This is a genomic window from Alkalithermobacter thermoalcaliphilus JW-YL-7 = DSM 7308 (assembly GCA_001584565.1).
GTDB classification, from domain to species: Bacteria; Bacillota; Clostridia; order Peptostreptococcales; family Peptostreptococcaceae; genus Alkalithermobacter; species Alkalithermobacter thermoalcaliphilus.
In genome coordinates this window covers 276,723-290,000 of record LSFY01000001.1, presented here as the reverse complement: position 1 = coordinate 290,000, position 13,278 = coordinate 276,723, and the positions used below count along the sequence as shown (strand labels likewise).

13 protein-coding genes and 1 pseudogene (1 of these 14 cut by a window edge) are annotated in these 13,278 nt (G+C 36.4%); 4 read left to right on the top strand and 10 right to left on the bottom strand.

Annotation, left to right across the window (positions count from 1 at the left end):
* From JWYL7_RS01645 to JWYL7_RS10745, 10 genes and pseudogenes are all read right to left on the bottom strand, one after another.
* A protein-coding gene (locus tag JWYL7_RS01645) for a heavy metal translocating P-type ATPase (RefSeq protein WP_066067976.1) crosses the window boundary here: on the bottom strand, positions 1-908 show its 5' end (the start). The gene continues 1,453 nt to the left of window position 1, outside the view; only the first 908 of its 2,361 coding nucleotides appear in the window; the start codon lies at positions 906-908; its stop codon lies off the left edge, out of view.
* A 13-nt stretch (positions 909-921) separates the two neighbouring features.
* Entirely contained in the window at positions 922-1,296 is a 375-nt protein-coding gene (locus tag JWYL7_RS01640; RefSeq protein WP_066067973.1) for an ArsR/SmtB family transcription factor, read from the bottom strand.
* A 199-nt stretch (positions 1,297-1,495) separates the two neighbouring features.
* On the bottom strand, positions 1,496-1,642 hold the full coding sequence (locus JWYL7_RS10750; protein WP_028306869.1) for a hypothetical protein: 147 nt from the start codon (positions 1,640-1,642) through the stop codon (positions 1,496-1,498).
* Positions 1,643-1,795: 153 nt separating this feature from the next.
* Positions 1,796-1,963 (bottom strand): hypothetical protein, encoded by a 168-nt coding sequence (locus JWYL7_RS10070; protein ID WP_331722097.1) that lies wholly within the window; start codon positions 1,961-1,963, stop codon positions 1,796-1,798.
* A gap of 131 nt (positions 1,964-2,094) precedes the next feature.
* A protein-coding gene (locus JWYL7_RS01635) for an IS3 family transposase (protein WP_432264163.1) occupies positions 2,095-3,350 on the bottom strand; the annotation gives its coding sequence in 2 pieces (ribosomal slippage) (positions 2,095-3,056 and positions 3,056-3,350; 1,257 coding nt in all).
* Between the two features lie 69 nt (positions 3,351-3,419).
* Positions 3,420-3,716, bottom strand: coding sequence for a DUF7226 domain-containing protein (locus JWYL7_RS01625; RefSeq protein ID WP_066067962.1), 297 nt, complete (start codon positions 3,714-3,716; stop codon positions 3,420-3,422).
* Positions 3,717-3,840: 124 nt separating this feature from the next.
* Positions 3,841-4,695, bottom strand: a complete 855-nt coding sequence (locus tag JWYL7_RS01620; RefSeq protein ID WP_066067959.1) for an SDR family NAD(P)-dependent oxidoreductase — start codon at positions 4,693-4,695, stop codon at positions 3,841-3,843.
* A gap of 16 nt (positions 4,696-4,711) precedes the next feature.
* On the bottom strand, positions 4,712-6,652 hold the full coding sequence (locus JWYL7_RS01615; RefSeq protein ID WP_066067956.1) for an NAD(P)/FAD-dependent oxidoreductase: 1,941 nt from the start codon (positions 6,650-6,652) through the stop codon (positions 4,712-4,714).
* 280 nt (positions 6,653-6,932) lie between these two features.
* Complete coding sequence (locus JWYL7_RS01610; RefSeq protein ID WP_066067953.1) at positions 6,933-7,145, bottom strand: hypothetical protein; 213 nt, start codon at positions 7,143-7,145, stop codon at positions 6,933-6,935.
* A 65-nt stretch (positions 7,146-7,210) separates the two neighbouring features.
* A pseudogene (locus tag JWYL7_RS10745) lies at positions 7,211-7,333 on the bottom strand (ATP-binding protein); the annotation flags it as partial.
* A gap of 368 nt (positions 7,334-7,701) precedes the next feature.
* On the opposite strand from JWYL7_RS10745, the gene JWYL7_RS01600 reads away from it, so the two are divergent.
* The 4 genes from JWYL7_RS01600 to mcrC all read left to right on the top strand — a co-directional run bounded on the left by JWYL7_RS01600 (position 7,702) and on the right by mcrC (position 12,921).
* A protein-coding gene (locus JWYL7_RS01600; protein ID WP_331722096.1) for an IS3 family transposase occupies positions 7,702-8,846 on the top strand; the annotation gives its coding sequence in 2 pieces (ribosomal slippage) (positions 7,702-7,948 and positions 7,948-8,846; 1,146 coding nt in all).
* Between the two features lie 83 nt (positions 8,847-8,929).
* The gene (locus tag JWYL7_RS10740) at positions 8,930-9,262 is read left to right on the top strand and encodes a hypothetical protein (protein ID WP_066067948.1); all 333 of its coding nucleotides are present in this window, start codon (positions 8,930-8,932) and stop codon (positions 9,260-9,262) included.
* A 16-nt stretch (positions 9,263-9,278) separates the two neighbouring features.
* Complete coding sequence (locus tag JWYL7_RS01590; RefSeq protein WP_066067945.1) at positions 9,279-11,894, top strand: AAA family ATPase; 2,616 nt, start codon at positions 9,279-9,281, stop codon at positions 11,892-11,894.
* Positions 11,887-12,921, top strand: coding sequence for a 5-methylcytosine-specific restriction endonuclease system specificity protein McrC (mcrC, locus tag JWYL7_RS01585; RefSeq protein ID WP_066067942.1), 1,035 nt, complete (start codon positions 11,887-11,889; stop codon positions 12,919-12,921). The genes JWYL7_RS01590 and mcrC overlap by 8 nt, the downstream gene beginning before the upstream one ends.
* Positions 12,922-13,278 lie beyond the last annotated feature (357 nt).

The window sequence follows — 13,278 nt, the reverse complement described above, 5'->3', positions numbered from 1 at the left end:
ACCTCTTCAGGAGATACTTTCCTGATCTCATCGCCAACTTTAAGATTTGCATAGTCAGGACGAATATCCATCAAAGCACTTATTGATTTTCTGGAGTGACCTACAGCTATATCCTGAAACAATTCACCTACCAGATAGAACAGCATAACTGCTACACCTTCTGGATACTCTCCAATGAAGAAAGCACCAATGGTAGCAATACTCATTAGAAAATGCTCACTGAATACCTGACCGCGGGCAATACCTTTTATTGCTCTTAAGACAACCTCTCCACCAACTATGATATAACTAATAATAAACAAGGTAAGCTCAAGCCAATTTTGGAAATTAAAGATGATTCCCACGGCAAATATTGCTCCACCGACCACAAGTCTTATGATTTCTTTTTTGTTGACACCTTCTTCTTCCTCTTCGTTATTTTCGTTTATTTTGGTCTTGGAGTTATTCTCCTCAAAAATGACCTTTACATCTGGCTCTATTTTCTTTACTATGCCTTCAATCTTCTCATTTAACTCAGAGCGGTTGACTTTCGGACTTATTTCCAGTGTTAGTTTCTTCGAAACAAAATCTACTGCAGCAAATTCAACTCCTTCTAGACCGCTTATTTCTTTTTCCATTTTAGCTGCACAATTCGCGCAGCCAAGTCCTTCAAGTATTAATACTTTTTTATTGCTCTTGTTAACGGATTTTTCTTTCACTACCACATCCGGTTCGTGCTTGTGCACTATGGTTTTAACTTGCTGTAATATATTCTTATACTCTTGCTCTGATTCAATTTCTAAAGTCAATGTCTTGTTCATGAAGTTCATATAGGCTTTGACTCCATTTAATTTATTAACTTCATCTTCAATTTTAGCTGCACAATTTGCGCAATCTAAACCTTCTAAAATTACTTCCTTCTTTAACATTACTGACCCTCCTTTACTTACTTTCTTCTGAAATATGAATTAATCCCTGGTCAAATATTTGCTTTACATGTTCATCTTCAAGAGAGTAGAATACAGTCTTTCCTTCTCTTCTGCTCTTTACTAGTCCAGCCTGCTTTAAGACTCTTAGCTGATGTGAAATTGCTGATTGGGTCATATTTAATAAGAATGCAATATCGCAAACGCACATCTCTGATTCATCTAATGCCCAGAGTATCTTAATTCTTGTTGAATCCCCAAAGACCTTAAATAGCTCCGCAAGATCATATAGAGTTTCTTCTTGAGGCATTTTTTCTCGAACTTGATTAACAGTATCCTCATGTATTACATCACAGTCGCATCTTTCAATTGGTTGAATTTTTTTTGCCATATTTATATCACCTCTTTATCATTCAATTGAACACTTGAATAAGCTTTCATATATATTATAAACCTCAATTCTCCGTTTGTCAATAAAAACATATGAGTAATTGTTCAAGTGTGTTTATTTATTAGATTATCCCCAAGTATAAATAGAAAAGAACCGCCCATCAAGAAGTATTTCTCCTCAATCGGCGGTCAAGTTCATTTTAAATTAATACATCAATCTCTACTCCAGACTTAAACTCAACGGTCAGCTTATTATCAAATACCGTAACTTTTTCAATAAGCCGCCTTACCAGTTGCTCATCATATTCCTCCAGCTCATAGGACTGTTCATTCAAGAAGTCTGTCATTTCAGCTATTCGCTGCTTCTTCCTTCACGCTCTGCATTTTTAACCAGCGCATTTTGCTTCTGCTCCCGCAATCGGTAATCCAATTATGTCTCCTGTAGTTATTTATAATAGTATAAGTACTCTTTCCCTACTGGCGGCTATCTTAATACGAGCTTATAGGTTTACTTCTATTTCTAACCCTGACTTAAACTCTACCACTAGCCTGTCATTATATACAGTTGCCTTTTCAATTAGTTTTCTAACCAGTTTATCATCAAATTCCGTAATACCGGATTGACCCCTTAATTTTGGACAAAAACTCACTAATACTTTCAATATCATAGTATTTTATTTTGGCCTTGTCTGATTTTACATTAATATTTACCTTCATCAAGGGTAAAGGCTACGCCCCCGCTAAGGCGGGCCCTTGATTTCAGCTAAATATTAATGTGTAGTTATTTGAGGGCAAAATATCAAAGTTTTACTACTAGTGATTTTGCTGTACCTTCTAAGGTTTTATAATAAAATTCTGTTGGTGAAATATATCCTAGTGAGCTATGGATTCTAGTTTTATTGTAGAATTTAATATATTCAGATACTGCTTCATAAGCCTCAGCGTAACTATTAAATTCGGACCTTGACAAACATTCATCTTCTAATAGTCTATGAAAAGCCTCAATATGGGCATTTTTATTTGGAGTCTTAAATGGTATTCTTTCGTGTTCTAGTTTTAGTTCCTTGCAAGTATCTTGAAATTTATTGATGATAAATTGTGGACCATTATCTGACCTTATAACTAAGTTAGTTTCTTTATTATAAAGCCCTCGCTTCATCAATGCTCTTTTAAGGGCTATAATTATGTCCTCGGTTTTACAGGATAAACCTATGTGGTACTCTACTACATTTCTATCATATACATTTAAAAAGGAAGCTATATAGAAGAATCTATCTTCACCATGTATATAACCGTATTTAACATCTGTTTCCCACAGGGAGTTTGGCCATGTTATTTCTCTATTTTTAGCTATTTTTCTAGGATGCTTAGCTTTAATTTTTCTTTGAGACCTTAAGATTTCAAGTTCTTTACATAATCTATATACTTTTTTCTTATTTATGATTAAATTAAATTTTCTCCTTAATAACACAGTTATTTTGTAATAACCATAGTACAATCCCTCTGTTTCTATGATTTCTAATATATATTCTTTTATTTGTTCATCACAAATGCGGTTGCCATCTTTATCAAAAGAATAACCAGGAATTGGTCTACCACCTTTATTCGTTATAATATCTTCATTTACATCTTCAGATTTAGCTCTTTTTTTAATGTTGTAATAATAGGTAGACCTACTTAAGCCTACAATTTTAAGGACAATAACTGCGGTATATCCTAGATCAATCCATTTCTTTGCAATGTTAACTTTATCTTCTATTGTGGGTTCGTTTTTTTTAAAAGGTCTCTAAGAATGGCTATTTCTAAATCTTTTTCACCTAGTAATTTTTTCAATTGTTCATTTTCTTCTTCTAAAGATTTAGCATTAATATTATTGGAATAATTAGAACTTGGAATTAATCCATTTTGCTTCTTTGACTCCCTAACCCAGCGAGTAACAGTGCCAGGAACTAAATCGTGTCTTCTTGCAACTAAAGAAGCATTGCCTGTTTCTTCTACTTCCTTAACAATTTGACGCTTAAATTCTTCTGGATACCTTTTACCTTTCCCTTTCAATTTAGACAACCTCCTATTAATTTTTATTTTACTAAATTAGTGTGCGATTGTCCAAATTGGTTAGGGGGCTTAATAGTATCTTCCTGCATCTGTGTAATAATTAGTTTGCCGTGGATCAAAATCATAGTTTTCAGTTATTTCATCTCTAGTTAATTCCCTTTCGTTCAACAGCTCACATAAATTAATTATTCTTTTAAAAGAATCTGCTTGTGGGAAAGGAATCTCTGGTTCTTCTACGACACTTGTTCTATTGTATACTTCTAATATATCATTAAGGTTTATTTCTGTATCTTCTATACTATATTTCTTTTGTTTTACTAAGATAAGAGAATTATAATATTCAGGGTCCTGAAATTCATATTGCACAATATACCCCTTATTAGATTTATTTGAAAATCTACTTTTTCCTGCATTTAACCAAATCTGGGGTAAATATTGTTATAGCCTCAGACTAAATTGGTGCCTGTTTAGGCACCAATTTAGTCTGAGGCTATAACAATTTGATACTTGAAGGGTTGTTCCCGTTGACCATATCCTTTATCCTATGGCCTGCAGGGTATATGGATTCAGGATGGGTAAATATATAAAACCTATTTTCTTCCAAGGCAGTAAATACGGTCATACCTACAGAATCTATAGGCATTCCAGCCAATACTGAACGTTTGGATCGTATATAGCCTGCCTTAAATTCCTGGCTTTGATAGTATGGGTCATCCAAAGAAGCATAGCGTTCAGGGCGATATCTGTCGCTTTCGTGGATATTAGTCTGAATAAAGGCTGGACACAATACATGGACCTGAACATTGTTTATACCTCTGGCTTTTAAACCAAGATATGTGGTTTCTGCCAATGCTACATCAGCTGCCTTAGTACTGTGATACATGGGTCCATTAGGAGAAATCATTATGCCTGCTGTAGATGCTACATTTATAACTGCAGCTTCAGTTCCCTGCTCAATCATCTTTGGAATGAATACACGCATACCATAGGCGCGGCTTAGGAAGTTTACTTCTGTAATCCAATTAATATCTTGAATAGGTATTTCCCATATAGGTCCAGAAACTGCTACCCCTGCATTGTTTACAAGAATATCCACTCTTCCGTAGGTATCCATAGTTAAATCATAAAGTTCCTGTACATTTTCTATTAGGGATATGTCCGCTGTGTGGGTAACACCTTCCCCTCCCATGTCTTTTATCTCTTCCAGTGTTTTTTGCACACTTTTATTATCAATGTCATTAAGAACCACCTTCATACCATGGAGCACAGCCTCTTTAGCTATGGCTGCACCTATACCGCTGCCGGCTCCGGTAACAACAATAACTTTATCCTTAAAGTCCTTCATCTCAATCCCCCCTCCTTTAAAATACAAATGCTTTGTCGTTTGCTTCCTTTATAGCATCGCCAATCAAACCAGGCTTTACAACATCTCCCACGCAAGTAACCTTATCAAAGGCTTCTTCAAAGTGGCTTACTATTTCCCTGCGTGGTTTAACACCTAGGGCAAGTACAACTGCATCTACTTCTCTTTCAACTTCAAAGGCTGTTGATGTAACCCTTAAACCTATTTTTCCAACCTTTACTGATTCTAGATAGTGATCTGTAATAATTTCAACTCCTGCTTCATTTAGACGCTTTAATAGAAGGGCACGTACGCTTGGATAAAGGTTAGTTCCTACATCATTCATCATTTCTATTACAGTTACCCTATTGTCTCTGGCCAACAGCTCTGCTGTCTCTAGACCTGTGGAGCCTCCGCCTATGACAGCAATGTTCTTACCCTTTAGTTCAACCTTACCTGCCAGTACATCCTCTGCTGTACAAACGTTAGGGCTATCAATTCCTGGAATATTTGGAATTATAGGAGTGCCTCCTACAGCCACAATTACACCATAAGGATTTAATTCTTTTACCATTTCAACATTAGCCTCTGTATTCAAACGAATTTCTACTCCAAGGGCTTCAAGCTCTGCTGTTTGAGTTTCTATTAATTCTGTAATAAGCTGCTTATGATGAGCCTTATCAGCCATTTTCATAGTTCCACCTAAGGAAGCTTCCTTTTCAAATAATACAACTTTAAAACCACGCTTGGCTAATACATAGGCTGCCTGCATTCCTCCTGGACCTCCACCTATGACGGCTACAGTTCTTCCATTACCGTCTTTTACCAGCTTATCATCTCCTAAAAATGCTTCCCTGCCAAGTAGAGGATTGACAGTACATTCAACAGGACGGCCGCTATTTAAAACCTTAAAACAGTTCAAACAGCCTATACACTTGCGCAATAATTTTTCCTGACCATATTTTGCCTTGTTAGCCCATGCAGGATCTGCCAAATGACCACGTCCAATTCCAACAAAGTCACTTACCCCTTCTTCTAGAAGCGCTTCTGCTACTTCAGGATGCTTTATATTATTAACGGCAATTACTGGTATCTTCACATTAGCCTTAATGGTCTTTGCTAAATCTTTCTTCCATCCTTCAGGTATATAAGAGGGCTCTATTATGGTATGGCCTGACTCATAAGTACCACAACTTACATTTATGGCATCTATACCTAAGCTTTCTAAGTATCTGGCTATTTTGACACTGTCTTCAAGTGTCAAGCCCCCTTCTATAAATTCATTGGCACTTATACGGACTGAAATTGGAAAATCCTTGCCGCAGGCAAAGCGGATACCCTGAATAATTTCTGTTACAAAACGCATCCTGTTGAAAAAGTTTCCGCCATACTTATCCGTTCTTTTGTTTGTGTAAGGGCTTATGAACTGGTTAATAAGATAACCATGGGCTGCATGTATTTCCACTCCATCGATACCTGCAGTCTTAGCTATGACTGCCCCAGTGACAAATTTTTTTACTAATGCTTCACATTCAGCAGTAGTCAATTCACGGGGCATCTCTCCAATTACTTTGCAGGCAATAGGGCTTGGAGCTACAATTTGTTTGCCATTTAGCAATCTTCCATATGTTTGTCTGCCTGGATGATGAAGCTGAATAAATATTTTTGAATCATGACGATGTATTGCATCTGCTAATTTGACCAGCCTGGGAATATGTTTTCCGCTGGTTACGCTAAGTTGGTTGCTTATGCCTACACCAGTTTCATCATCTATACGGGTGATTTCTGTTATAATAAGACCACATCCACCCTTAGCTCTTTCCTCATAATATCTGATTATTTCATCAGAAGCTTCTCCAGTAGATGCTGCGAAGTTGGTACCCATGGCAGGCATTACAATTCTGTTTTTTAACTCTAGTTTGCCAATCCTGCCCTTTGAAAAAAGCCTTTCATACTTCATAAGATTCACCTTCCTTTTTCTTGATTCTTATATTTGTGTTAAATTTTTAACCACTCTTATCTTAATTTTAACAATATTCCTAGATAATATCAAGTTACTGTAGGAAAAATTTTTTTAAATCTCCCCATATTTTATGAAAAGTGTATAGTTGCTTGTTTCACCAATTTTTTATAAGCTATTTGTTTTTGGGGTCACTAAATTAAGCTATAACATTTTATTTTATTATTCATTATAGCTCTTTCTATATTTAAATTTGTTTGTTACCTACTATTGATTCTTTTTAAGCACCTCTAATGGCTTTTAGTATCTGTCGTTGCCAAGTTCTTCTTCCATCATTTATATAGGGTATATTGTCTATGGTTTCTGCTGATGCTGTTCTTAGTTTCTTCTTTACTACCTTTTTTTCTAACTCTATTATTCTATTTTCCTTTTGCCTTTCTCCTTTTTTCTTACTTAGTAATTCGTATATATCACCACCATTTGCTTTTGTCAATAGCGGATTTAAATTGACCCATTTTTAACAGATAAAATTTGACCCACCCTGGCTTTTTTTAAAAACTAGACGCTATTACGCGGGCTAGCATATAGCCCGGTTTTTAGCCTGTCCTTTAGGCGGTAGCTGTTGCCCCTTATGTTGATTATATGGGCATGATGTAATAATCTGTCCAATACCGCAGTTGCACACGTTTGAAACTGCGATTTTTCGCGCGTTACCCCCCGCCCGTTTCCGGGATGAAAAGCGGTAGAGATTTAGACCCCCCTACCCTATAAACTGCAGAAAATCTCAAAAGTTAAGCAGTTCTTTGAATTTCGTGAGATTTTTTGCATCTATTTTAAGCCGTTTTTCGGCATTGTTTTCAAACGAGGTATTTGCCCCTATTAAAAAAGAAGTGAGTGTTTTTATTTACTTGTCAGTCAAACGAACAATTTGACAATTGACCGTCATTCTGTCCAATAAAGTCTGGCAAAGATGCTTTGGATTTATGTCAATATAGTAGACACAAAAAGCCGAACACCTTAAAATATAAAAAGGAAAGGAAGTGTCTACAATGGCAAAAGGGCAAAAGTATTATACAGAAGAATTTAGAAAGACAATTGTAGAGCTCTATAACTCTGGTAAGAGTTTGGCTGAGCTTAGCAGCGAATATGGCATATCAAAATCAACAATCAATGGATGGATTAAGAAAGCTAAACCAATAACTGTGGATAAAGATACAACTATAACATCAGAGGAGTATCAGGCAATGTTAAAGAAGATGGCAAGGCTTGAGGAGGAAAATGAAATATTAAAAAAAGCCATGGCCATATTCGCAAAGAAGTAACCTCTATTTTTGAGTTTATAAATGATCATAAAGAAGAGCATGATATCACGCTAATGTGTGAAGTGTTAAAGGTTTCAAGAAGCTCTTTTTATAAGTATCTAAACAAAACCGAAAGCAAAAGAAGCGTAGAAAACAAGATGTACGAGGAAGAAATACTGAAGATCTATAAAGATAGTAAAGGTCGTTATGGTGCTCCCAAAATACATAAAGTGCTTCGTGAAGAAAGAGGACATGCCATAAGCCTTAAGAGAGTCCAAAGGATTATGAAAAAACTAAATATAAAATCCATAATTATCAAAAAATTCAGACCTCACTCTTCCAAAAGCAAAATAGAGGCTAAAGAAAACGTTTTGAAAAGAGATTTTTCAACAACTACAATAAATGAAAAATGGGTTACTGATATAACTTATATTTATACACTTAAAGACGGATGGTGCTATCTTGCTTCAGTTTTGGATCTTCATACAAAGAAAATTATTGGCTATGCTTTTTCAAAGACTATGGATACAGAACTAGCTATAAAGGCTGTAGAAAATGCCTACATAACTCAAAATCCAAAGAATACTGTTATACTCCACAGTGATTTGGGCTCCCAATATACAAGCTCTAAATTTGATGATTATCTTAATGAACATAATATAGTTCATTCCTTTAGCGGCAAGGGATGTCCCTATGACAATGCTTGTATAGAATCCTTTCATGCTACACTAAAAAAGGAAGAAGTAAACTTAGCTACATACTATGACTTTGATGCTGCAAGGCTAGCTATATTTGAATATATAGAATCCTGGTACAACAGAAAAAGCCTTCATAGCAGTATCGGTTATATGACTCCTCAACAGCTTGAAGATGCTTTAAGAAAAACTGCATAAAAATTTGAGTTTTTGTGTCTACTATATTGACATAAATCCATTTTTATGTTGGAAGGTATTTTGGTACATCCCACTGGGTATATTTGCATGAGCAAAAATTTGGCAAAATATTAAGGCATGTGGCATCAGACAGTCATTATATTGATATTAAATCTGAGTTAGCAGACTGTAATATTTCCATAATTCCTATAGTCCATAAATGGGCTGAATTTAATAAAGATTTACTTAGATGTTATTTCATTGATTGGAAAAGCTGCTATATTAACCAGAATGTATTGGATGGAACTCAATGGGAGCTTAATGTTACATTTGATAATGGTACAACAATTAAGCGTTATGGCAGTAATGCCTATCCACCCCATTGGGAAAAATTGATTGCGGCGTTTCATAAATACGGATTGCCTATAATTAGATGATTAGAGGTGCAAAGATATGGATTCAAATATTCAATTAAAAAATCAATTTGCCTGGACTTCTTTTTATATGGAGTTTGCTGATAAACTGTTGCCATATAAAAATAATCGTTCGTATCTTCTTGAGTTGTTAAAAGATGTTTATAACGATTTAGGATTGCGCTATCCGTTTATAGAAAAGGGCGGTATGCTGATTGATGATATTTGCCCGTTTACCGTATTTGGCTGTTTCAATAAAGGAATTTCCAATGAAAATCGTATTGCTTTGATGAAAGGCATTGGCAGTAAACTCGGTGTTAAGACTTCAGTGCCTACAGAATTTGACGGCATTCCGGTACTAAACAACATGAAGGCCTGGTTTTTCGCCGGTAAAAGTAAGCGAAAAGAAGATGATATTCCCAACCTATGGGACACATTTGAAGCCGGATTAAACTATGCAGACAATCCGTCAGAAGTCTCCAAGTCAGCATTTATAGCCTGTTATGATAAAGTAAGAAAGCAACTTGGAATTAAGTGGAATTTAACTATGGGACTGTATTGGGTACGCCCCTTTTCCTACTTAAACCTTGATGATCGTAACAGAAGTTATCTGACACAAGATAGCTCTCCTTATTACGCGAATATTACCAAAATTTCTAACTTGAAGCAGCTTCCAAGTGCAAAAACCTATTTAGATCTCATTACTGTATGTAAAGAAATCTTTGCAAAGAGCGACAGTCCTTATCACAGTTTTCCCGAACTGTCCCACATAGCATGGGCTACAACAACTTCGGGAGCACGGAATAATAATATCACTTCAACCGCTAATAAAAAAATAGGCTGGATTTTTCAAGGTAATCCCAAATACTATGATGTTATGGGTGCTATTAAGGATCTTGATGTTGTAACATGGAGCGTAAAGCAATACCATAATCAGATTAAAAAAGGCGACCGCGCTTATATATGGGTTTCAGGCCCTAAGGGGGGCATTGTTGCTTCAGGAGTTATCCTCTGTGACCCGGAAATCAGAGAAAATAATGAACCTGATCCCTATGCAGTTTCCGGCAAATTAAATACAGGAGAAAGCCCTGTCGTGGATATTGAACTGACGCATAAAATAACGGATGCTATTATAAAAAAAGAAGATTTACTGGCAGATGACCGGCTGAAAAATGTAAGTATTATTAATTTCCCCAACGCTACTAACTATAAACTTACTATCGAACAGGCTGATACAATAGACAGCATTATCAATGGTACCTACAATCGTGTGGCACCAAGGAATACAGAAGAAGCTATATCATCCGCTTCCCCAAGACGATACTGGATTTACGCCCCAGGTAGTAATTCTTCCAAGTGGGAAGAATTCTATTCTCAAGGGATTATGGGTATTGGGTGGGATGAATTAGGCGACCTTAAACAATACCCAAGCAAAGAAGCCATGAAAGCCAAAATGAAGGAAATGTATGGCGCTGAATACTCATATACGAATTCAGCCCTTGCCACATGGCAGTTTGCTAATGAGATCAAAGTCGGCGACATTGTTTATGCAAAAAGAGGTATGCGTAAAGTAATCGGGCGTGGCATAGTTGAATCCGACTATATTTTTGACGCAGATCGCGATGAGTATAAACATATTCGTAAAATCAAATGGACACATAACGGGGAGTGGGAACACCCGGGACAAGCTGTCATGAAAACCCTTACCGACATAACTCCTTATACTGATTATGTACAAAAACTAGAAGCGCTCTTTATTGATGATGACTCTGTAGATATTGAAGAAAAAGAAATTGTGTATGAGTCCTACACCGAAGATAACTTCCTCAATGAAGTTTTCATGGATGCCGAACGTTACAATACTTTGGTTAATCTCTTAAAAACCAAGAAAAACATCATCCTGCAAGGAGCGCCCGGCGTTGGTAAAACTTTTGCTGCCAAAAGACTTGCTTTTTCCATAATGGGGCAAAAAGATACAAGCCGCGTTATGATGGTTCAATTCCATCAAAGTTACAGCTATGAAGACTTTATTATGGGATTCCGGCCAACCAAAGACGGATTTGAGCTTACCCCCGGGCCTTTTTACCAGTTCTGCAAAGCAGCACAGGATGACGATGAACGGGATTATTTCTTTATCATTGACGAAATTAACCGCGGCAATGTAAGCAAAATTTTTGGTGAGTTGATGATGCTTATAGAAAAGGAAAAACGCGGTGAAAAACTACGCCTTCTTTACTCCAACGAGTTATTTTCTGTTCCCAAAAATCTCTACATTATCGGTATGATGAATACTGCCGACCGCAGCCTTGCCATAATCGATTATGCTTTGAGAAGAAGATTCGCTTTCTTTGAACTCGAACCTGCTTTTGACTCTGAAGGGTTTAAAAAAATTATACAGCAAGCAAACAACCCCAAGTTTAATGCCCTGGTTGAGCAAATTAAAGCTTTGAATGACTTTATCTGCAAGGATGAATCCCTTGGCAGTGGGTTCAGAATTGGACACAGTTATCTGTGCACAAATAGTGAGGTAACCGACGAATGGCTGGAATCCGTTATTAAGTATGAATTGTTGCCTCTTTTAAACGAATATTGGTTTGACGAACCATCCAAAATAGAACAGTGGACAAAAAGGCTGAGTGAGGCTTTGTATGATTAGAATTCAAAATATATACTATATGCTTGCTTATGCTTTTCATGTCTTAAATGAAGAAGGCTATAAACAAGTAGCAACTGAAGATTTCGAATATACTTCTGATTTATTTGCAGCAATTCTTTCCAAAGGTATCGCCAGCCAAATCAAAAGGGGATTAAGTAGGGAGTATATCAGCAAAACAGAAGCCGTTATTTCACCTGCTGGTAAAATCAATGTCTCAGCCTCCATTGTACAGAATTCCATGCTTAAAAAGAAACTGGTCTGTGATTATGATGAGTTTACAGAAAACAGTTGCTTGAATAAAATACTCAAAACCACTGCAATGCTTTTGATACGCTGTCCGGAAGTATCAACGCAGCATAAAAAAGCCTTAAGGAAAACAATGCTTTATTTCAGTAATGTTGATGAAATAAATCCGCGCAGAATTCAATGGTCGAGTATCAGATACCATAGGAATAATGCCACCTATAAAATGCTGCTGAATATCTGCTATCTAGTTATCGAAGGTATGCTAATGACCGAGCAGGACGGTTCCCGAAAGTTGGCCCGCTATGTAGACGACCAGCATATGCACAGGCTTTATGAAAAATTTGTGTTGGAATATTATCGTAGGCATTATCCCCAGTTTAATGCTTCATCCACCATTATTGACTGGGATGTCGACGGTGGAGAAATAGAATATTTACCTACTATGAAATCAGATATAACTCTTCGATATCGGGGCAAAACACTCATTATAGACACAAAATACTATGAGAAGACCATGCAGATAAACAGCTTGTTCAACAGCCAAACAATCCATTCTCACAATTTGTATCAGATATTTACTTATGTAAAAAACATGGATTTAGCTCGTTCGGGAAATATAAGCGGCCTTTTGCTTTATGCCAAAACTGATGAAGATATTGTACCGGACAACGATTATATTATCGGCGGTAATCGTATTAGCGTTAAAACTTTGGACTTGAATACTGACTTTTCCAACATATCAAAACAGTTGAACGCAATAGTAGAAAAGATGTTATTATAATCATGTGTTTTATCGCATAAAGATAATAAGCAGTAATACATCCATCCTGCATCCTTAACCCCCTATAAAAAAGGGGGTTATCTAATCTGGTAACTCAACTATTAATTTTCAGGGTGGTTGATATGTTACCGCAAACAATAAAAATAAGGGTTTTCTGACATTATTTCTTCCGGCAAAGTAACCGTGAGGAAAAACTAAATGTCTGGAAACCCTTTATTTACAAGCTTTTCTGTTCTTTATTTCTAAACCCTTGACATCAATGTGACGCACTCAACGTGGCTTGAGAGGATAGAATGAATGTCATTTGAGTATGTCCGTTCTTGGAAACATATCCACCGCCTTTTTGGCACTATCGGT

Bases quoted from the DNA above. Each gene is read 5' to 3' on its own strand.
- JWYL7_RS10070 (WP_331722097.1), bottom strand. From the start codon at position 1,963: ATGATATTGAAAGTATTAGTGAGTTTTTGTCCAAAATTAAGGGGTCAA.
- JWYL7_RS01620 (WP_066067959.1), bottom strand. From the start codon at position 4,695: ATGAAGGACTTTAAGGATAAAGTTATTGTTGTTACCGGAGCCGGCAGC.
- JWYL7_RS01615 (WP_066067956.1), bottom strand. From the start codon at position 6,652: ATGAAGTATGAAAGGCTTTTTTCAAAGGGCAGGATTGGCAAACTAGAG.
- JWYL7_RS10750 (WP_028306869.1), bottom strand. From the start codon at position 1,642: ATGACAGACTTCTTGAATGAACAGTCCTATGAGCTGGAGGAATATGAT.
- mcrC (WP_066067942.1), top strand. From the start codon at position 11,887: ATGATTAGAATTCAAAATATATACTATATGCTTGCTTATGCTTTTCAT.
- JWYL7_RS01590 (WP_066067945.1), top strand. From the start codon at position 9,279: ATGGATTCAAATATTCAATTAAAAAATCAATTTGCCTGGACTTCTTTT.
- JWYL7_RS01640 (WP_066067973.1), bottom strand. From the start codon at position 1,296: ATGGCAAAAAAAATTCAACCAATTGAAAGATGCGACTGTGATGTAATA.